Below are 20,282 nucleotides of genomic sequence, written 5' to 3' on the forward strand. Positions count from 1 at the left end.
TTTGGTGCATTTATTGTCGATCTTCCATGGCAACCTATGCCAAACCTGACACAGCGGAGATTTCAGGATGGTTGATCTTCCCAGCAAGGCCCGAGCGGTCATCATCGGCGGTGGCGTCATCGGATGCTCGGTCGCGTATCATTTGACCAAGAAGGGTTGGAAGGACGTCGTGTTGCTTGAACGAAAGCAACTGACCAGTGGCACCACCTGGCATGCGGCGGGTCTGATTGCGCAGCTGCGCGCCACCGCAAACATGACCAAGCTGGCGAAGTACAGTCAGGAGCTGTATGGCTCGCTGGAAGAGGAAACCGGCGTCGCCACCGGCTTCAAGCGCTGCGGGTCGATCACCGTGGCGCTGACCGAGGAACGCAAAGAGGAAATCTATCGTCAGGCTGCGATGGCGCGGGCGTTTGGTGTCGAGGTCGAAGAAATCTCGAATGAGCGCGTGCAGGAACTGTATCCGCACATCAATCTCGAGGGCGTCAAAGGTGCCGTCTATCTGCCGTTGGATGGGCAGGGTGATCCCGCCAATATTGCGCTGGCCCTGGCCAAGGGCGCCCGCCAGCGCGGAGGCGTGGTGAAAGAGAGGGTAAAGGTCACCGACATCGTCAAACAGGGCCGCCGCGTGACCGGCGTCGATTGGGTGGCCGATGACGGCAGCGCCTCGGGTCATATCGAATGCGACATGGTGGTGAACTGCGCGGGCATGTGGGGCCACGAAGTTGGCCGAATGGCCGGCGTGAACGTCCCGCTGCATGCCTGCGAACACTTCTATATCGTGACCGAAAACATCGACGGCCTGACCCAGCTGCCGGTGCTGCGGGTGCCGGATGAATGCGCCTATTACAAGGAGGATGCCGGAAAAATCCTGCTGGGTGCATTTGAACCCAACGCCAAGCCCTGGGCGATGAATGGCATCCCGGACACGTTCGAATTCGACCAGCTGCCCGAGGATTTCGACCATTTTGAACCGATCCTCGAAGCCGCCTGCGAACGGATGCCGATGCTGGCCGAGGCCGGTATCCACACCTTCTTCAACGGCCCCGAGAGCTTTACGCCTGACGATGCCTATCATCTGGGTCTGGCGCCTGAGATGGACAATGTCTGGGTTGCCGCCGGGTTCAACTCGATTGGCATTCAATCGGCAGGCGGTGCGGGCATGGCGCTGGCCGAATGGATGGATTCGGGTGAAAAACCCTTTGACCTGGGCGATGTGGACATCAGCCGGATGCAACCCTTCCAAGGCAACAGGAAATACCTGTTCGAACGGTCCAAGGAGACGCTGGGCCTGCTCTATGCCGACCACTACCCCTATCGCCAGAAAGCCACGGCGCGCGGCGTGCGCCGGACGCCGTTCCACCACCACCTGAAAGAACACGGGGCCGTGATGGGCGAACTGGCCGGGTGGGAGCGCGCCAACTGGTTCGCCAATGAAGGGCAAGAGCGCGAATACAACTATAGCTGGAAGCGCCAGAACTGGTTCGACAACTCGGCCGCCGAACACCGCGCGGTGCGCGAAAACGTGGGCATGTATGACATGTCCTCGTTCGGCAAGATCCGCGTCGAAGGCCCCGATGCCCAGAAGTTCATGAACTTTATCGGTGGCGGCGACTACGCGGTGCCCAACGGCAAGATCGTCTACACGCAGTTTCTGAACCGTTCCGGCGGAATCGAGGCGGATGTCACCGTGACACGTCTTACCGAGACGTCCTATTTGGTGGTCACCCCGGCAGCGACGCGGCTGGCGGATCAGACCTGGATGATGCGTCATTCGGGCGATTTCAACGTGGTCATTACCGATGTCACGGCGGGTGAAGGCGTTCTGGCGGTGATGGGTCCGAATGCGCGGGCCTTGCTGGAAAAGGTTTCGCCAAACGATTTCACCAACGCGGCAAACCCCTTCGGCACCGCGCAGGAGATCGAGATCGGCATGGGCCTCGCCCGCGCCCACCGCGTCACCTATGTGGGCGAGCTGGGCTGGGAGATCTACGTATCTTCCGACATGGCGGGCCACGTCTTTGAAACGCTGCACGATGCGGGGCAGGGCATGGGGCTGAAACTCTGTGGCATGCACATGATGGACAGCTGCCGGATCGAAAAGGGCTTCCGCCATTTCGGCCATGACATCACCTGCGAGGATCACGTGGTGGATGCCGGGCTGGGCTTTGCCGTCAAGGTGGACAAGGGCTGCGACTTCATCGGCCGCGAGGCGGTGATCGCGCGCAAGGAAAGCGGGCCGAAATCGCGCCTTGTGCAATTCCGCCTGACCGATCCCGAGCCGCTGCTGTTCCACAATGAACCGATCATCCGCGATGGCGAGTATGTGGGCTATCTCAGCTCGGGCAACTATGGCCACACGCTGGGAGGCGCCATCGGTTTGGGTTACGTGCCCTGCGAAGGGGAGAAGGCTGCGGACGTTCTGGCCTCGACTTACGAGATCGACGTTTGTGGCACGCAAGTCCGGGCCGAGGCGTCGCTCAAGCCGATGTATGACTCGAAATCCGAACGGGTCAAGGTGTGACCACGGGGTTCGGTGGGGGCTCTGCCCCCGCCGCCTTCGGCGACTCCCCCGAGATATTTTCGGCCAGATGAAGATTGGTGCCCCTTGTTCATCTGGCCACAAATATCCCGGAGCGCGAGGCAGAGCCTCGCATTTCAGACCTCACCTGAAAAGCGTGGTCTGACAACTCATCAAACATCGTTATGTGACACTTCACTGTTTTCAGAGTTTTCAACCCGTTCATTTCTGCCTTAAACCGAACCGGTATCAACCGGAGACCCGATGTGGCAGACACGCTTCTACCTTCACAGAACACGGACACACCAAGGGGGCTTGCGCTGGCAGTCACGGCCTATGTTCTGTGGGGGTTTTTGCCTCTGTACATGAAAGCGCTGGATCATATGGGCGCGGTCGAGGTTGTGGCGCACCGTGTTATCTGGTCAGTGCCCGTGGCCGGGTTGTTGCTGGTTGTCCTGGGCCGAACCCGGGATCTGAAGGCCGCGCTTGGCAACCCGAAGATGTTGGGCATGGCCGCTTTGACCGCTGCGCTTATTTCCGTGAACTGGGCGATTTACGTATGGGCCATTTCCACGGGCAACGCATTGGATGCAGCGCTGGGATATTACATCAACCCTCTGTTCAGTATTGCGCTGGGGGCAATCCTGTTGAGGGAACCCCTGACACGGACACAATTGTTCGCGGTTGGATTGGCTGCGATCGGTGTGGTGGTACTTGTGGTGGAAGCCGGTCGTTTGCCTTGGGCCGCTCTTGGCTTGATGGTCAGCTGGGGGTTCTACGCGTTCTTCAAGCGCTCGCTGCCGATTGGGCCGAACCAGGGTTTCCTGCTCGAGGTCCTGATCCTTTTGATTCCGGCACTGGTCTATGTCACCTTTTTGGGTGTGCAGGGCACAGGACATTTCGGCGTGGCGATGCCGGACACCTTGTTGCTGTCCTGTGCAGGGGTTGTGACGGCGGTGCCGTTGCTGGTTTACGCAAATGGCGCCAAACTGGTGCGTCTGTCCACGATGGGCATTCTGCAATACATCGCGCCGACCATGATCTTCATTACTGCTATAACCCTGTTCGGTGAGAAGATAGACACCGGCCGGATGATTGCGTTCCCATTGATCTGGGCGGCTCTGGTCGTTTACTCGATCCCTATGATCCGGCAGGCGCGCGGTCAGGCCTGAAGCAACAGACGCGCGGCTGCATCCGCCCAAAGCGCATACGCCCGGGGGCTGGGATGATAGCCATCCGGTGCAGCCAATGCCGGGTCGTCCGGCAGATCGAGGGGCAGGTGTTGAGCATGCGGAAAAGCAGCTACAACCTCTTGCAGCCCCTGGTCCAGGCGCGCGGCTTGGCATCCTAGTACCCAGGCCAGCGGCTGTGGCAGGGCCGGAAACCTGTTCATCTGCGGGACAGCGGTGACGACGATGCGCCGAGCGCCCAGGTCTTCTGAAAGCAAGCGGATGAGACGGGTCTGGCGGTGCGCAAATTGCTGGCGTGTTACAGCCCGGGTGACATCATTGACCCCGAGTGCCGTAACGACAGCATCAAATTCGCCATTTATCTGCGACAGGCGGTCAATCGTATCCTGGGTGGTGTGCCCGGTTGTCGCTTCCAGCCGCCATTCGACCGCGTAGTGCCTTGCCAGACGGTTGACCAGATGGCCGGATAACGCCTGATCCTGCGTGCCCGCGCCCACTCCGGCTGCCGAGCTGTCACCGGTGATCAGAAGCCGCAGGCGCGGCCCGCGCCCTGTGCGGCCCTCGCGCGGGCCAGTCGGTTCCGGCAGCAGCTGAGCGTTCCGTCGCACCGATAGGCCCTGCGCGGCAAGCACCGGAAGCAAAGGCACCCGCAAAATCTGATCGGCAGCCAATGAACGTGGCATTGTCAGCTCAGCGCGTTTTTGAATTCCAGAAAACGGGCGTCGGTCATAACCCGCGCCATCATGGCATCGCGCAAGGCACCTACCGTTTTGTAGGGGCGCATGACGACCTCGAAAACCTGAATCAACCCGTCGTCATTCAATGTAATCAGATCGACACCGATACCATCCAGATCACCGACTTTGCATTGAAACTCCAATGCCCAGTCTTTCCCGTCGCCCATGATGCGCCGATACCGAAAATCTGAAAACACCTGCCCGACATGCCCCAGAACGGCCGCGACCGGAGCGCGCCCTGTCCAGGTGCTGTAGTAGGTTGGTGGCAGGAACTGCACATCTTCGGCCAAAAGTTCGTGGATCAAGGCCTCATCGCCCTTCGCGACAACCTCTTGCATGCGTTCTATTGTCGGGTGCATGGCATCTCCTCCGCTTTTTTGGGGAGAAGGTCACCGAACATGGGCGGGCATGCAAGGACGACGTTGCGGGAGGTCACGAGCTGGGATAGGCACCCCTGCATGAGCGAAACCTATGATCCCCCTCAAACCCCGCTGGATGTGTTGCATGAAGATGCACAGCTGATCGTGGTGAACAAGCCTCCGGGCCTGCTTTCCGTTCCGGGGCGGGGGGCGCATCTGTCCGATTGTCTTTTGACCCGGGTGCAGGATGCATTTCCACAGGCCCTGCTGGTGCACCGGTTGGACCGGGACACGTCCGGTGTCATGGTCTTTGCCCAAACGCCGCACGCGCAGCGCAACCTGAGCCTGCAATTCGAGCAGCGTCAGACCCGCAAAACCTATATCGCCCGTGTCTGGGGGCATCTGGAACCCAAGACCGGTACCGTTGATCTGCCTCTGATCGTGGACTGGCCCAACCGGCCCAGACAGATGGTTTGTCATGCGACGGGCAAACCTGCCGTGACGGACTGGCGTGTCGTGAAGACCGAAGGCGATACGACGCGTGTGCGTCTGTTTCCCAAAACGGGCCGGTCTCATCAGCTTCGTGTTCATATGCAGGCTCTGGGCCACCCGATCCTGGGCGATCCATTCTATGCAACAGGCGATGCGCTGGGCTTCCCCAGATTGATGCTGCATTCGGAAGAACTGCGCCTGAAACACCCGGAAGGCGGGGTTTCGATGAAGTTTCGTGCCCGGCCCGAGTTCTGATCTCAGGCCGTGCTGGTCCAGAGCATCTTCAGATTTCCCAGCGAAAAACGTCTTGATCGTTTCTTTGAAACGGGCTGCTTGCACTGCCGGGCCATGGCGATTTCGCGCTCGATCTCGAAGGCGCGCAGGGTGTGGTCCTGAGACCATTGCCCCAGCCTGAGTGTCATCATGACATGGGTGTCGAGGTATGGCATTTTTCGTGCTCCTTTTCGTGATGCCATTCCAATTTGACCCATCTCTCCTGACACCCTCTTGTCAGTGGGGTGTGCTAGGGTGTCAGCATGGTGACAGGAGGATGCAATGCGCCGTTCGACCCGATTGTTTGAAATCATCCAGATCCTGCGGGCTGCGGGCGCTCCGGTCACGGCAGAGGCACTGGCCGCAAGGTTGGAGGTGTCCGTGCGCACGGTTTATCGGGATATTGCCGAGTTGCAGGCGCAACGGACGCCCATCGAAGGTGAGGCGGGCGTTGGTTACATTATGCGGCGCGGTTACGACTTGCCGCCGCTCAATTTCGATGCAGAGGAAGTTGAGGCCTTGTGGGTTGGACTGTCCATGTTGGCGCGCACCGGTGACAGCCATCTTCAGCGGGCCGCCAGCCGGATATGTCAGAAGATCGATGCATTGCATTGCCCAGCGGATTGGTTGCAGGTTGCCCCATGGGGTGCCCCGGCGGATGATCCGGAAAAGGGTTGTGTATCGATCGCGCATTACCGCGAAGCCATCAGGGCAGAGCGGAAAATCCGTATCACCTATGAAGATGGCGAAGGCGAACGCACGGTCCGGGTCGTGCGCCCTGTGGCGCTGATCTACCACATCGAATGCACGATGCTTGCAGGCTGGTGCGAACTGCGCAACGGGTTTCGCCATTTCCGCACCGACCGTATCTGGTCCAGCGAATGCACGGAGGAAAGCTTTTCAGGACAGAGCAGGTCGTTGCGCGACCTCTGGCAGGAACAGCAGAATGCAGAAGCGTTCGTTGAAACGGTTTGAATACGCGTTTGGCGGGTATTCGCCGATCTCACCGCATTGTTGCTTGAGCCGCCAAGCCTGCACAGTGATATACTGAGGAAAACGAAGCATGCCCGAATAACGGGTGCTGGAGCAGAAGGTGATATCATGACGATTTCCAAGTTTTTCGTGGCCACAGGCTTGTGTTCAGCCCTTGTGTTGGCGGCCTGTACCGATCCGGGCACGCTGACAGTACAAAACGACCCGAACCAGAACGCCAAACAAGGCGCCGTATTGGGTGGTCTGGTTGGCGCTGGTATCGGGGCGATTGCCAATAACTCGAACCCCGGTCTGGGTGCGCTGGCCGGTGCCGCAATCGGTGCTGCCGGGGGCGGAGTGATCGGCAATCAACTGGACAAGCAGGCTGCGGAGCTGCGTCAACAGCTGGCAAATGACGGAATTACGATCGTCAACGCAGGCGATCGCCTGATTGTGACGGTCCCGAATGACATCACCTTTGACACCGACAGTTCGACCGTACGCCCGGCGCTGCGGTCTGATCTGGTGAAAGTGGGCCAGAACCTGGTCAACTACCCGAATTCGAACGTGCAGATCATCGGTCACACCGACAGCGACGGAGACGCAACCTATAACCAAGGCCTGTCAGAGCGTCGCGTAAATGCCGTGGCCGATATCCTTCAGGCCAATGGTGTCAGCTACAACCGCATTCGCACGATCGGGCAAGGTGAAAACAACCCTGTCGCGTCCAACCTGACGCCCGAAGGAAAATCGCAAAACCGGCGTGTCGAGATTGTCGTGGTTCCCAGCGGAAACGCGTAACTCCTGCGTTTTGTGAACAGCGGGGCCACCCTTTGGGCGGCCCCCTTCGCGCAATGACTGTGCGTCAAATGGGGTTTGGATCAGGGTGAACTCGGTCTAACTTGCGACAAACACAGAAACGGAGCTTTCCTGATGTCCCAACCGACCCTTCTTGGCCTGTCCGGGTCCCTGCGCCAGAACGCGACCAACCGTAAGCTTCTGCGCGAGGCGGCTCGGTTGTTCGATCCGGCGAGCTTTGTCGAAGCGGATTTGAACCTGCCTCTCTATGATGGTGATCTGGAAGACGGCGAAGGGATTCCCGAAGTGGTTCAGACGTTGGCCAATCAGATCGCACAGGCCGATGCGGTGATCATCTCGACACCTGAGTACAACAAGGGCCCATCGGGTGTTCTGAAGAACGCGCTGGATTGGGTCAGCCGTACGCAAGGCAATCCATGGGCCGACAAACCGGTTGCGGTAATGTCGGCGGCTGCTGGTCGTGCGGGCGGGGAGCGGGCGCAGATGATCCTGCGGGCCTGTATGGTTCCCTTTCAGCCGCGCATCCTGCAAGGGCCCGAAATCCATCTGGCGAACAGTTCGAACGAATTCGACGATCAGGGAAGGCTGCGTTCCGATCGCTATGAAAAGTCCTTGCACGATTTGATGCAGAAACTAAGGGCCCAGGCCGGGTTCTGATCGCGGGTCAGGCAAATGACGCAAGAGCGACAGACCGATCTTCTGGATCCGGCCCGCGCGGCCGCATTTCAGGTGGCGCTGGGCGCTGTGCCGACGATCGCCAGTGGTTCGGAATTGCCGCCCTTCTTCCATCAGCTCTATTTCTGGACCCCGCAACCGGCTGCCGCATTGGGCCGGGATGGGCATCCCAAGGTTGGGGGCCTGATCCCGGATATGGGGTTGCCGCGCAGAATGTGGGCCGGGGGGCGGTTGACCTTTCACGCTCCTCTGATCGCTGGGATCACCGCCGAAAAGAAATCGGTTCTTGAAAGCCAAAGCGCCAAGGTGGGGCGGTCCGGCCCGTTGGGCTTTGTCACTTTGCGGCACGAGATCTGGCAGAACGGTCAGTTGCGCGTGACAGAGTGGCAGGATCTCGTCTATCGCGAAGATCCTGCGCCGGATGCTGAAACGCCCCAACCGCCCATAGCGCGCACCGATGAAACCGATTTCCGCGAAGTCGGGTTCGATTCAACCTTGTTGTTTCGATACTCGGCCCTGACCTTCAATGGCCACCGTATTCACTATGATCTGGACTATGCGCGCGATGTGGAAGGATATGGCGGGCTGGTCGTGCACGGGCCGCTTCTGGCGCAGCTTCTGATGTTGTTCGCGGTGGATCTGAGCGGTCCGCTCGCCTCGTTTTCGTTCCGTGCGACTTCACCGTTGATGCATTTCGAAACTGCCCAGTTGTGCCGGAGAGGTGAAAACATGTGGGTGCGCGGCCCTGACGGGCGGCGATGCATGCAGGCTGTCGTACAGTCACAATGAGGCTTCGGGCCGGAACTCATCAGGGATCCTATCCCGATCTTCCAGCATAAGATCGGCCATGACCTCGGCGATTTTGGGGGCCATGCCGAACCCGATTTTGAACCCGCCATTGGCGATGAACTGCCCCTGATGCAGGGGATGAGCGCCCAACATCGGCGCACGGCTTTTGCTGCGAGGGCGCACACCGGCCCAGCGTTCGATCACCTCGGCCCCGTGCAACAGGGGCAGGACGCGCGTGGCGCGGTCTATCACGTCGTCCAGAGCTTCGTCCGTGCTGGTCGGGTCATCGTAGTCCCGTTCCGAGGTCGATCCGACCGCAAGTGTTCCGTCTGCATGTGGGACAATGTGAATCGCGTCGGCGAACAGTTGCGGCACTTCCCCCGCGTCGAAGCGCAACAGGGCGGCCTGCCCTTTGACACCATTTCCGACGGTCTTGCCGTAGGCGTCGTTCAATTCCTGCAATCCTGCAAGGCCCGTGGCGTGGATGACCTGCCCCTTGTCCTCGGCTTCACTGACAATGTGGACGCCCATGACCTCCAGGGCTGCGACCAGCGCGGCACAGGCCCGCCGGGGGTGCATCCGTGCCGTTAACGTATCCCGGATGACAAAGCCTGTGGGGCTGGGCGGGCACCATGAACCCGCTTGGGCCGTGGTCATGACACGCCATTCCGCGCGGCCTTGCCAAAGCTCATCTGCGGTGCCTGCGCGCTGGCGGGCCAATTCCAGACCACGCGCGTCCGGGATCGGCTGAAGGCGGCCCAGCCGGCCATAGCCGGGGGAAACCCCGCCGGTGTCTTCGACCTGCCGCCAGAACGGTTCAGCCATGATCAGGCTGTCGAACTGAAATGCTTTCTTGGCGTTCCAGTTTTCCGGCACATGCGGGGCCAACGCGCCGACCAGACCTCCGCTGGACCCCGCGCCCGGTCCGAACGGATCGACAACCTGCACGTTTGCGCCGCGTCGCGCACAAATCCAGGCGATGGACAGGCCGAAAATTCCCGCGCCGCGAACCGTCACATCGACCATTGCCAATTCCCTTTTCCTTGTTCAGTGTCGCGCCGCTTAGCTACAGGATTCCCCGATGGCAGACCAGCGCGCCAAATTGACGTGGACCGAAGATCAGATCCCGGTCTCGGACCGCTTCGACGACCCATATTACTCGTTGCAGAACGGGCTGGAAGAGACGCGCCATGTGTTTCTGGCGGGAAATGATTTGCCTGCACGGTTTGCGCCGGGGTTTCACATTGCCGAGTTGGGTTTCGGCACCGGCCTGAACCTGCTGACGGCCTGGTCGGAATGGGAAGCATCCGGCCAAAAAGGGCCATTGCGCTTTACCAGTTTCGAAGCCTTTCCCATGGCGCCGGAAGACATGCAACGCGCGCTCGGGTCCTTTCCTGAATTGCATCCGTGGAGCAGCCGTTTTCTGGCGCATTGGACAGGACGCACATGTACATTGGAGTCGCTTCAGTTCGAGGTGGTGATCGGCGATGCGCGCAAGACATTGCCGAACTGGGACGCAATGGCAGATGCCTGGTTTCTCGACGGGTTTTCACCGGCCAAGAACCCTGAATTGTGGGGTGTGGGCCTGATGCAGGACGTGGCAAACCACACTGTCACGGGGGGGACGGCGGCCACGTATACGGCCGCGGGCTTTGTGCGCCGGGGGCTTGAAAGTGCCGGTTTCAACGTGACCCGCACGCCCGGCTTTGGCCGCAAGCGGCACATGACCCGGGCACGCAAAGCATGACCCAGAAGAACAATGTGGGCGCGGGCATCGCATTGATGGTGGGCGCGACGATTGTCTTTGCTTTGCAGGACGGTATCTCGCGCCATCTGGCCGGAACCTACAACACCTACATGGTGGTCATGATCCGCTATTGGTTCTTTGCAGCTTTCGTCATCGCTCTGGCTGCGCGGGCCCCCGGTGGGCTGAAGGCGGCCACAAAGACAAGTCAGTTGGGTGTGCAGATCGTGCGGGGGGTGCTGCTGGCGACCGAGATCTGCATCGCGGTGTTCGGCTTTACGGTCCTTGGCCTGATCGACAGTATGGCGGTTTTCATCTGCTATCCTCTGCTTGTCGCCGCGCTGAGCGGGCCGGTGCTGGGTGAAAAGGTCGGATGGCGGCGGTGGGTCGCGATCGGTGTCGGCTGCATCGGAGTTCTGATCATTCTGCAACCGGGTGGCGGGGTCTTTAACCCATGGGCTGTCATACCTTTGATTTCCGCATTGCTGTTTGCGATCTATGGCCTTTTGACGCGATATGTCGCCCGTCAGGACAGCGCGGCGACCAGCTTTTTCTGGACCGGTGTCGCCGGGGCCGTGGCGATGACCGTGTTTGGCATGTGGTTCTGGGAGCCGATGGCGCGCAGCGACTGGCTCTGGATGGCGCTGCTTTGTGTCAGTGGGGTGTTCGGGCACTGGCTGCTGATCAAGTGTTATGAGATGGCCGAAGCCAGTGCGGTTCAACCCTTTGCGTATTTCCACCTGGTTTGGAGCGCGATCCTGGGTATTTCGATCTTTGGCGAAACGTTGCGCCCCGAAGTCGTGGCGGGCGCAACCATCGTCGTAGCCGCAGGTTTGTTCACCTTATGGCGCGAACGCCGCCAGAGATGATCCGATCAGTTCCTGCGAAAAAGGAATCGGAAGGGCGGGTTGCCCCAGGCGAGCACGGTAGACCGGCAGGCTTTCGGTCACGCGCATCACGTAGTTTCGCGTTTCGCTGAACGGGATCGTCTCGATCCAGTCGACGATATCGACCTCGCCTGTGCGTGGGTCACCATAGCGTTCCATCCACGAGATCGGACGCCTTGGCCCTGCATTATACCCCGCCGCCATCATCACAACGTTGCCGTTGAAATCGGCTGCCAAACCGGAAAGGTAGTTGGCCCCAAGCTTTGCGTTGTATTGCCAGTCCGTGGTCAATCGCCCGGTTTGATGGCCGCCGAGAATGCCCAGCTCGCCCGCGACCAGCTTGGCCGTGGCGGGCATTACCTGCATCAGGCCGCGCGCGCCCGCACCGCTGACGACGACCGGGTCGAACTCGCTTTCGCGGCGCGCGATCGCCAGTGTCATTTCCTTGGCCATCGGCAATCGCATATCGGCCACCGGGTGGACCGGGTAATAGGCCGCAGGAAGGACAGTACCGTTGGTCGCGGCCCGTTTGGCGATCATCACGGCCAGATGCGGCTGTTTCAGTTCAATCACCAGATCGCCCAGCTGACTGGCCTGCACTGGATCAAGGCCTTCCACCAGATGGGTCAGGAACCGTTCGGACAGGTTTGCTTCTCCGGCTTTCAACAACAGCAACCCGGCCTCCAAAACGCTGGAATCGGCAAACTCCGCCTGCCGCCAATGCGGCGCGCGACGCGGATTGGCCAGTTCCGAATCAAACGGTCGTCCGATCCGTTCTGCGGCCAACAGACCGTAGAATGAGGTCTGGTAGTCGGCTCCCATCGCATAGGCGTCATACGCCTTGTCCGCGTCACCCAGTGCCGCGTAAGCGCGCCCAAGCCAATAGCCACCACGGCCTTTCGAGATCGGAGATTTCACGGCGTCCGAAAAGTTCTGGAAGTGGCGAACGGCGGTGGCTGGATCATTCAGTTTGCGAAGCGCCAGAAAACCGGCCAGCCATTCAAGATCGGCATAGCCGTAACCCATTTCGGGGGTCATGTGATGATTGGCGGCCACGTCATAGGCGCGCGCCGCACGGCCCGATCGCATCTCAAGCCGTGCAAGACGGCGCCGTCCCTCGGCCCATTTGTCGGGCTCACCCAGGGCGTCAGGCCCGGTAGAGCGTGCCAGCATCAGATCGACGGCGCTGTCATCCAGTTCTTTCTTGTCGCGCCAGACAAAACGATCGAAGGCCAGCCCGGGCGCATCCGCCAGCGACTTGGGAACTGCTGCCACCTTGGTGTCCACACCGGGTTGGCGTTTCTGCAATGCTATGCGCGCTTCGGCCAGTTTGCGTTCGTCCGAACCGATCAAAGGCAACATCTGCCCGGCGCTCACAAGATGACCGTCCCACAGCATTCTGTCCAACCGCGCCGCGTGATGCGGTTTCAGCAATGTGGCAAAGTTCTCCAGATAGCTTTTTTGCAGGCCCGAACCCATTGGCATGGTGCGCCAGGCTGTCACAATGTCGGCCTCCGCCTCTCCGATGCGTCCCTTGGCTTTCAGGGCAACGGCGTAGTTCAACGCGCCCTCTGCTGTCTGAGGCGGCATGGCGGCATAGAATTTCAGAACTCTGTCGGGATCGGCTCCGGTGAAAACGGGCTCGCTCTTGCGGCGCAGCCATGCCAAACCGGGCCAGTCCGGCCGACGTTCGAGAAACACCAATACGTCGCCAGAGCTGCCGAACCCCTCGCGCAGCCAGTGCCAGACGATGATATCACGCGATACGGAACCTCGCTGGCCGGATACGCGCAACGCGGCGTTCCAGTCGCCTTTGCGCATTTCGTCAAGCCCGGCGCGCAAATCAGCCGCAGCATCTGCCCGCGCTGAATGCGGCGCAGTCACCGAATACAGAATCACAGCAGTCAACAGTGCCAGAAAGCGTGTCATCCCTTGCATTTCCCAACCAACCGAGGATAGAGCCTGTGAGGATAAACCGTGCGTCGCCGGGATCAACTCACAAAGCTGGAAACGTGAGGGACCGCGGCGCAAAAACAGCAAAATGCACCTTGAAGGAGCGTGTCATGTTCAAAGGCTCGATGCCAGCCCTCGTCACCCCGTTCAACAACGGCGAGTTGGACCTGAAGACGCTCAAACATCTGGTGGATTGGCAGATATCCGAAGGCTCGACCGGGCTGGTGCCTGTGGGAACCACCGGCGAAAGCCCGACGCTCAGCCACGAAGAGCATGAGACGGTGATCGAAGAGGTCGTCAAAACCGCTGCGGGCCGCGTTCCGGTCATTGCCGGTGCCGGGTCGAACAACACGGTCGAAGCTGTCCGCTTCGTTCAATTTGCGGAAAAAGTTGGGGCGGATGCGGCGCTGGTCGTTACGCCGTATTACAACAAACCGACTCAGCGCGGCCTGATCGCGCATTTCGAGGCGCTGCATGCGGCCGCGGATATCCCGATCATCATCTACAACATTCCGGGCCGTTCAGTCATTGATATGACGCCTGCCACAATGGGTGAACTGGCCAAGCTTCCCCGTATCGTCGGGGTCAAGGATGCAACAGGCGACCTGGCCCGTGTCAGCCAGCAGCGCGCTGCCTGTGGCGCAGATTTCTGCCAACTGTCCGGCGAAGACGCCACGGCCCTTGGGTTCAATGCCCATGGCGGTGTTGGCTGCATCTCGGTGACTGCAAACGTGGCCCCTAGGCTCTGCGCCGAATTCCAGCAGGCCACGCTGGCCGGAGATTATGCAAAGGCGTTGGAGTATCAGGACAAACTGATGCCGCTGCATGAGGCGATCTTTATCGAGCCGGGCCTTGTCGGTGCCAAATATGCACTCAGCAAACTGGGCCTTTGCAGCACCGAAGTCCGCTCACCCCTGACCGAGCTGGAAGCCAGCACCAAGGAAGCCATCGAGGCCGCAATGGCCCATGCCGGCCTGATCTGACCGGTATTTCAGAATATGACGAAGGGCGGCCTCTGACCTTGAGCGCCGCCCTTTCTTTTCCATGTTTCCAGACTTCATCTGGCTAAAAATATCCCGGGGGAGTCGCGGCTTGCCGCGGCGGGGGCAGCGCCCCCTCTACCGTTTGCCGTAGTACAACCCCACGACATGTTCCGCCTGCGCAAAGAACAGCCAGCGCGACGTTGCAACGCCCGCCAGATGCGAGGCCACGGCCAGCAGGGCGAAGACGTGATTGAACGGCAGCAACAACAGCAGAACCGGCAACACGAATGCCAGAACGAACGAGATCAGCCGCAGTTTCTCGGCGTGTTTGCGTCCGACCACGTGAACGAATTCTCGCAGCAGATAATTGGTGCCGGTATGGGGCGGCTCAAAGGCGCGGACGGAACCGCGTGTGCCAAGCCCTGTGGCTGTTCCCAGATCCGTTCCCGATGATGCAAACGCCTGATCTCCCTTGCGCCAGTACAGTATCTGCACCAGCGCCGCGATCAGCAGCAGCGGCAGAGCTGCGCTTGTCTGACCTGCCAGCAAGGCACCGCCGGTCAGGCTGAAGCTGAGGAACATGGCAGGTGTCAGGTTCATGTTCCAGCGTGGGATGGTCTTGAGTTGCGTATAGATCATCGAGGTCGTGAACACGGTCGCCAGCGACAATCCTGCGCCGATCCAGCCCAGAAAACCCCAACGCTGGTCCAGAAACACCACGCCAATCGCATAAAGCCCCATGATGACCAGCGCGAGTACGGCACACCAACCTTCACGGCTGAGCCAGCTGGTTTTCCATTGGGTGAAGGCCTTCAAGGCCCGTTCCGGATGGCCAAGGTGGAAGGTCGAGGCCAAAAGCCCGCCGACGGCCAGACCATAGGCAATGGCGAAGAACACAAAAGCCACCCAACCCGAGACAGCCGGAAACCCCAGCCCAAGAAAGAACAGCAGTCCGAATCCCAGACCGGACAGGGTGGTGAACAGAATGACGGATGGTGCGGGATGCATCAGAGTTTCTCCAACGTCTTGTCGAGCCAGCCGAGGAACCCTTTGGGCTCGTCGGCAATGGGTGCCAGCAGGGGGGCCAGTATGTCGATCTGGTCTTCCACGGTGTCCTTGGGGCGCGGGGGCAGGTATTTGTTGACGGGTTTGGTGCCCATTTCCGGCATCAGGTCCATCCCGCCTCGTTCTGCAACCAACTGGCTGACATCGCTGTCAGGATCGCCCAGATCGCCAAAGTGCCTTGCGCCCGCAGGGCAGGTGCGAACACAGGCTGGGATACGGTCGACTTCGGGGAGGTTTTCGTTGTAGATGCGGTCAACACAAAGTGTGCATTTCTTCATCACGCCTTCGGCTACATCCAGTTCCCGCGCACCGTAAGGGCAGGACCAGGCGCACAGGCCGCACCCGATACAATCGCTTTCATTGACCAATACGATGCCATCCTCGACCCTCTTGTAGCTGGCGCCGGTGGGGCAAACGGTAACGCAGGGCGCGTCTTCGCAATGCAGGCAGGATTTTGGGAAGTGGATCAGCTGGGCGTGCCCGTCGGCAGGTTGCACTTCGTAGGAATGCACGCGGTTGAGGAAGGTGCCCGAAGGGTTTGCACCGTAGGCGTCCTGATCCGAAAGCGGGGCCCCGTAGTTTTCAGTGTTCCAGCCTTTGCAGGAAATAACGCAGGCGTGGCAGCCAACACAGGTGTCAAGGTCGATGACCAGACCCATCTTGCGGTCGGTGGAGTTAGGTAGCTGGGTCATGTCAGTGAACCTCTGCTTTGGGGGGCAGGTGAGGGGGCCAGCCCCCTCTTGAGCCTGCGGCTCAATTCACCCCCGGGATATTTTTGGCCAGATGAAGTGCGGATCCGGGTCATTTGCCCACCTTCCAGGCCAGGTTCTCAGGGCCGGTTCCGACCGGAGATTTGATCGGGTCGAAATTCGGCTGGCTTTGCGCATCGGCGGGCGCGTCGGTTTTTTCGATTTTGACCTTCAGGTCGAACCATGCCGCCTGACCTGTGATCGGGTCCGAATTGGCCCAGCGCATTCCATCTTCTTTGGACGGCAGCAATTCGTGAATCAGGTGGTTGAGCAGGAAACCTTTGGTCGCCTCTGGCGCGTCGTCCTGCAAAGCCCAGGCACCTTTGCGTTTGCCGATGGCGTTCCACGTCCAGACCGTGTTGTCGTTCAGCGCGGCCATCTCCATCACAGGCACGGTGATCTCACCGTGTGGGGAGCTGACTTTTGCCCAGTCTCCGTCTTGCAGGTTGTGTTCTCGCATCAGTTTGGTCGGGACATAAAGCGGGTTGTGCCCGTGCAACTGGCGCAGCCACGCGTTCTGTGTACCCCAACTGTGATACATGGCCATTGGGCGTTGGGTCAGGGCGTTGACCGTGAAGCCTTCATTGCCCTGCTGGTCGGTTTCGTACCAGATCGGCAGCGGATCCATCGTGTCCTTGATGCGCTGGCGCAGTTGCTCGGGCGGTTGGCGGTCACCGTAACCTTCGGCAGCCAGCTGGAAACGGCGCATCGGTTCGGAATAGAGCTGGAACAGATAGGGTTGAGGGCTGTCATAGATGCCCATCCCGACAGCCCAGTCCTGATAGGCGGTGTTCCAAGGCTTGTAGTAATCCGCGCCTTCCGGGATATGCGCCACATAAAACCCACCGTTTGTGATATACCGGTTCAGTTGATCCGGATTGACTTCGCCGCGGCCTTCCTTGTCACCATCCGAACCCCGGAAGCCGGCCAGCGGGCCGATGCCGGGACGTCGTTCGTGGTTGACGATGTAATCTGCGTAGTCTTTCCACTTTGGGCTGCCGTCCTCATTCGTGAAACCCGGCAGGCTCATGCGGTTGGCCAGTTCGATCAGAACCGACTGGAAGCCACGCACGTCACGGTCGGGTTCGACCACCGGCCAGCGAATGGCGTCTGCTGCGGCGTCGGCCTCGCAGATCGGGCGATCCAGCAGAGAGATACAATCGTGCCGTTCGAGATAGGTGGTGTCGGGCAGGATCAAGTCGGCATAAGCCACCATTTCCGAAGAATAGGCATCGGAGTAGATGATGCGCGGGATGACGTAATTGCCGTCTTCGGTCTTGGCCGTCAGCATCTCCATCACACCTTTGGTGTTCATGGAGGAGTTCCACGACATGTTCGCCATATACATGAACAGCGTGTCGATCTTGTAGGGATCACCGGCAGCCGCGTTCGAGATCACCATATGCATCAACCCATGCGCGGACATCGGGTTTTCCCAGGTGAACGCCTTGTCGATGCGTTGCGGTGTGCCGCAGTCGTCCAGCAGCAGGTCTTCGGGACCCCGGGGGAAGCCCAGATGCGGGCCGTTCAGCGGGCGTCCCGGACGCCTGTCGCCATGGGGCGTCGGGTGCGCTTCGACCGGTTTGGGATAGGGTGGCTTGAAACGGAAACCGCCTGGCACCTCGACTGTTCCCAGCAGGATCTGAAGCACGTGCAAAGCGCGGCAGGTCTGGAATCCGTTGGCATGGGCCGAAACGCCCCGCATGGCATGGAAGCTGACGGGACGACCAATCATCTTGGTGTGCTTTTCGCCCCGAAAATCAACCCATTCCTGATCCAGTTCGATCGCCTCGTCAAAAGCGACCCGGGCGATTTCGGCGGCAATGGCCCGGATACGTTTGGCGGGGATGCCGCAGCGATCGGCCACCGCCTCGGGCGCGTGTTCATCGCTGAGGTATTTCTCGGCCATCAGGTGGAAAACGGGGCGGTGCGTTACACCGTCCTTGTCATAGGTCGCCGACAGGTCCGGGCGCACGCCGGGCTTGTCGAATGCGGTTGGCTTGCCCGTCTTGCGATCAATTACCAGCGGCTTGCCGTCCTCGTCGCGCAGGAACAGGCCCTTTTCCGCACCCTCGCTTGCATTCACCAGAACAGGCGCATTGGTATAGCGGCTCAGGTAATCCAGATCGATCTTGCCGGCTTTCATCAGCACGTGGATCAACGATAGGATAAACAGACCATCTGTGCCGGGTGTGATCCCGACCCAGTCATCGGCAACAGCGTTATAGCCCGAGCGGATCGGGTTCACTCCGATCACCCGTGCGCCGCGCGCCTTGATCTTGCCGATCCCCATTTTTATCGGGTTGCTGTCATGATCCTCGGCCACGCCGAACAGCATGAACAGTTTGGTGTGATCCCAATCGGGTTGTCCAAACTCCCAAAACGCGCCCCCCATCGTGTAAATGCCACCGGCCGCCATATTGACCGAGCAGAAGCCGCCATGGGCTGCATAGTTCGGAGTGCCGAAATTCTGGGCCCAGAAACTGGTGAAGCTCTGGCTCTGGTCGCGGCCCGTGAAAAAGGCCAGCTTTTGCGGTGCGGTTTCATGCAGTTCGTTCAGCCAGCCAACAGCGGTGCTGAGCGCCTCGTCCCATTCGATTTCGCGAAATTCACCCGAGCCGCGTGGGCCGACACGCTTCAGCGGTTTGCGCAGGCGAGAAGGGGCGTTGACCTGCATGATCCCGGCAGAGCCCTTGGCGCACAGCACACCCTTGTTGACCGGGTGGTCCCGGTTTCCTTCGATATAGGCAACCTTGCCATCTTTCATGTGAACGTTGATGCCGCAGCGGCAGGCGCACATATAACAGGTGGTTTTGCGGACCTCGTCCGAAACTTTCGGAGACGTTTCAAGGATCGGCTGCTGATGGGTCATTGGCGGGTCCTGTCGGTTGTGTCGGGAGGACTGTGTCACTTTCCTTCCGATTAGAGAACATCGTTCTGAAAACGACGCGAGTTATGGGCATTATTCCCTGATGGCTTGCAGTGCGGTCACGGCGATCATCTGGGTCACATCTTCGGCGCTGCATCCGCGGGACAGATCGTTGGCGGGTCGCGCCAACCCCTGCAAAACCGGGCCGATCGCGGTGTAACCCCCCAGTCGTTGCGTGATCTTGTAGCCGATATTGCCCGCGTCGAGATTGGGAAAGATCATCACGTTGGCTTGGCCGGCGACCGAAGATCCGGGCGATTTGCGATCCCCGACCGAGGGCACGAAGGCCGCGTCGAACTGAAGCTCACCGTCGACTTCGAGATTTGGGGACATTCGGCGCAGTGTTTCTGTGGCCTCGATCACCTTGTCGACATCGGGATGCTTCGCGCTGCCCTTTGTCGAGAAGCTGAGCATGGCGATCTTGGGGTCAACCCGCAGTAGTGCCCGCGCCGATCTGGCCGAGGCGACGGCAATTTTGCTCAACTCGTCAGCGCTGGGATCGATGACCAGGCCGCAGTCCGAATAGAGCATTGCCCGGGCTCCGGGCTGAGCGTTTTCCGGCGGGTACATCAGGAAAAAAGACGATACCATTCCGGCATCAGGGGCCATGCCGATCACCTGAATGGCCGCGCGTACAATGTCTCCGGTCGTGTGAACGGCACCACCTACGGTTCCAGTGGCCCGCCCGCTGCGTACCAGCATGGCGGCATAGACAGGCGGTGTTTCAACGGTGGCACGGGCCTTGGTTGCATCGACGCCCTTGTGTTGGCGCAGTTCAAAATAGGTTTGGGCAAATTCCTCGGTCAGGTCCGAGGTTGCCGGGTCGTGAACCATGACGCCGTCAGAGCGAGTGGCATTCTGGTTTTTGAGGGCGGCTTCGACCTCGGCTTGTGGACCGACCAGAATGACATCGGCCAGCCCGGCCTGTTGGGCGGCCAGCGCCCCCGCGACAACGCGGGGATCGCTGCCTTCGCATAACGAAATCACAGGGCGCGAGGCCGGGGCGCACTGACGCAACATCTCAATGGGTGTCATTGTCATACGCTCTGGCCTCGTCCTTTGATCACGCTTCCTGAGCTTTCATGTCGTCGGCCGAGATTCCGGCGACGGCGACGGGTTTTTTCATTGCGTCGCGGCGGAAAGGTTCG

General features: G+C 60.1%; 19 protein-coding genes. 10 read left to right on the plus strand and 9 right to left on the minus strand.

Annotation, left to right across the window (positions count from 1 at the left end):
• Positions 1 to 67 precede the first annotated feature (67 nt).
• The gene (locus tag AC2FFD_RS18905) at positions 68 to 2,521 is read left to right on the plus strand and encodes a GcvT family protein (RefSeq protein ID WP_496873836.1); all 2,454 of its coding nucleotides are present in this window, start codon (positions 68 to 70) and stop codon (positions 2,519 to 2,521) included.
• Between the two features lie 263 nt (positions 2,522 to 2,784).
• Positions 2,785 to 3,690, plus strand: a complete 906-nt coding sequence (gene rarD, locus AC2FFD_RS18910; protein ID WP_496873837.1) for an EamA family transporter RarD — start codon at positions 2,785 to 2,787, stop codon at positions 3,688 to 3,690.
• On the opposite strand, the gene AC2FFD_RS18915 is transcribed toward rarD, so the two are convergent.
• Together AC2FFD_RS18915 and AC2FFD_RS18920 are read right to left on the minus strand one after the other, a co-directional pair.
• Positions 3,681 to 4,391 carry an SGNH/GDSL hydrolase family protein gene (locus AC2FFD_RS18915; protein WP_496873838.1) on the minus strand — a complete coding sequence of 237 codons (711 nt, stop codon included), beginning with the start codon at positions 4,389 to 4,391 and terminating at the stop codon, positions 3,681 to 3,683. The two genes, rarD and AC2FFD_RS18915, sit on opposite strands and share 10 nt — an antisense overlap.
• Before the next feature lie 2 nt (positions 4,392 to 4,393).
• Positions 4,394 to 4,804, minus strand: coding sequence for a nuclear transport factor 2 family protein (locus AC2FFD_RS18920; protein WP_496873839.1), 411 nt, complete (start codon positions 4,802 to 4,804; stop codon positions 4,394 to 4,396).
• A gap of 99 nt (positions 4,805 to 4,903) precedes the next feature.
• Here AC2FFD_RS18920 and AC2FFD_RS18925 point away from each other — a divergent pair, with 99 nt between their 5' ends.
• Positions 4,904 to 5,551 carry an RluA family pseudouridine synthase gene (locus AC2FFD_RS18925; protein ID WP_496873840.1) on the plus strand — a complete coding sequence of 216 codons (648 nt, stop codon included), beginning with the start codon at positions 4,904 to 4,906 and terminating at the stop codon, positions 5,549 to 5,551.
• Positions 5,552 to 5,553: 2 nt separating this feature from the next.
• Here the strand turns inward: AC2FFD_RS18925 and AC2FFD_RS18930 are convergent, their stop codons facing one another.
• Positions 5,554 to 5,745, minus strand: coding sequence for a hypothetical protein (locus AC2FFD_RS18930; RefSeq protein ID WP_170345624.1), 192 nt, complete (start codon positions 5,743 to 5,745; stop codon positions 5,554 to 5,556).
• Between the two features lie 106 nt (positions 5,746 to 5,851).
• Between AC2FFD_RS18930 and AC2FFD_RS18935 the strand changes: the two genes are divergently transcribed.
• The 4 genes from AC2FFD_RS18935 (at position 5,852) to AC2FFD_RS18950 (ending at position 8,824) form a co-directional block, all read left to right on the plus strand.
• A complete protein-coding gene (locus AC2FFD_RS18935) occupies positions 5,852 to 6,544 on the plus strand; it encodes a helix-turn-helix transcriptional regulator (RefSeq protein ID WP_496873841.1) in 693 nt (230 codons plus the stop codon).
• Positions 6,545 to 6,670: 126 nt separating this feature from the next.
• The gene (locus AC2FFD_RS18940; protein ID WP_496873842.1) at positions 6,671 to 7,342 is read left to right on the plus strand and encodes a YiaD family glycine zipper/OmpA-like lipoprotein; all 672 of its coding nucleotides are present in this window, start codon (positions 6,671 to 6,673) and stop codon (positions 7,340 to 7,342) included.
• 132 nt (positions 7,343 to 7,474) lie between these two features.
• On the plus strand, positions 7,475 to 8,017 hold the full coding sequence (locus tag AC2FFD_RS18945) for an NADPH-dependent FMN reductase (RefSeq protein ID WP_170345627.1): 543 nt from the start codon (positions 7,475 to 7,477) through the stop codon (positions 8,015 to 8,017).
• Between the two features lie 15 nt (positions 8,018 to 8,032).
• Positions 8,033 to 8,824: an HTD2 family dehydratase gene (locus tag AC2FFD_RS18950; protein WP_496873843.1), complete on the plus strand. Its 792-nt coding sequence runs from the start codon at positions 8,033 to 8,035 to the stop codon at positions 8,822 to 8,824.
• Here the strand turns inward: AC2FFD_RS18950 and AC2FFD_RS18955 are convergent.
• On the minus strand, positions 8,816 to 9,850 hold the full coding sequence (locus AC2FFD_RS18955; protein WP_496873844.1) for an NAD(P)/FAD-dependent oxidoreductase: 1,035 nt from the start codon (positions 9,848 to 9,850) through the stop codon (positions 8,816 to 8,818). The two genes, AC2FFD_RS18950 and AC2FFD_RS18955, sit on opposite strands and share 9 nt — an antisense overlap.
• A 55-nt stretch (positions 9,851 to 9,905) precedes the next feature.
• On the opposite strand from AC2FFD_RS18955, the gene mnmC2 reads away from it, so the two are divergent.
• Positions 9,906 to 10,571: a tRNA (5-methylaminomethyl-2-thiouridine)(34)-methyltransferase MnmC2 gene (gene mnmC2, locus AC2FFD_RS18960; RefSeq protein ID WP_170345629.1), complete on the plus strand. Its 666-nt coding sequence runs from the start codon at positions 9,906 to 9,908 to the stop codon at positions 10,569 to 10,571.
• A complete protein-coding gene (locus AC2FFD_RS18965; RefSeq protein ID WP_496873845.1) occupies positions 10,568 to 11,437 on the plus strand; it encodes a DMT family transporter in 870 nt (289 codons plus the stop codon). The genes mnmC2 and AC2FFD_RS18965 overlap by 4 nt, the downstream gene beginning before the upstream one ends.
• Here AC2FFD_RS18965 and AC2FFD_RS18970 read toward each other — a convergent pair.
• Entirely contained in the window at positions 11,411 to 13,384 is a 1,974-nt protein-coding gene (locus AC2FFD_RS18970; RefSeq protein ID WP_425080077.1) for a lytic transglycosylase domain-containing protein, read from the minus strand. The two genes, AC2FFD_RS18965 and AC2FFD_RS18970, sit on opposite strands and share 27 nt — an antisense overlap.
• 134 nt (positions 13,385 to 13,518) lie before the next feature.
• On the opposite strand from AC2FFD_RS18970, the gene dapA reads away from it, so the two are divergent.
• Positions 13,519 to 14,391 (plus strand): 4-hydroxy-tetrahydrodipicolinate synthase, encoded by an 873-nt coding sequence (gene dapA / locus AC2FFD_RS18975; protein WP_171119879.1) that lies wholly within the window; start codon positions 13,519 to 13,521, stop codon positions 14,389 to 14,391.
• Between the two features lie 135 nt (positions 14,392 to 14,526).
• Here the strand turns inward: dapA and AC2FFD_RS18980 are convergent, their stop codons facing one another.
• From AC2FFD_RS18980 to pta, 4 genes are all read right to left on the minus strand, one after another.
• Positions 14,527 to 15,399 (minus strand): dimethyl sulfoxide reductase anchor subunit family protein, encoded by an 873-nt coding sequence (locus AC2FFD_RS18980; protein ID WP_170345633.1) that lies wholly within the window; start codon positions 15,397 to 15,399, stop codon positions 14,527 to 14,529.
• Complete coding sequence (locus AC2FFD_RS18985) at positions 15,399 to 16,148, minus strand: 4Fe-4S dicluster domain-containing protein (RefSeq protein WP_170345634.1); 750 nt, start codon at positions 16,146 to 16,148, stop codon at positions 15,399 to 15,401. Before AC2FFD_RS18985 ends, AC2FFD_RS18980 begins: the two co-directional genes overlap by 1 nt.
• A gap of 109 nt (positions 16,149 to 16,257) precedes the next feature.
• Positions 16,258 to 19,077 carry a molybdopterin oxidoreductase family protein gene (locus tag AC2FFD_RS18990; protein ID WP_496873846.1) on the minus strand — a complete coding sequence of 940 codons (2,820 nt, stop codon included), beginning with the start codon at positions 19,075 to 19,077 and terminating at the stop codon, positions 16,258 to 16,260.
• 90 nt (positions 19,078 to 19,167) lie between these two features.
• Positions 19,168 to 20,175: a phosphate acetyltransferase gene (gene pta, locus AC2FFD_RS18995; protein WP_496873847.1), complete on the minus strand. Its 1,008-nt coding sequence runs from the start codon at positions 20,173 to 20,175 to the stop codon at positions 19,168 to 19,170.
• Positions 20,176 to 20,282 lie beyond the last annotated feature (107 nt).

It is taken from the genome of Ruegeria sp. YTSC002 (assembly GCF_059609845.1).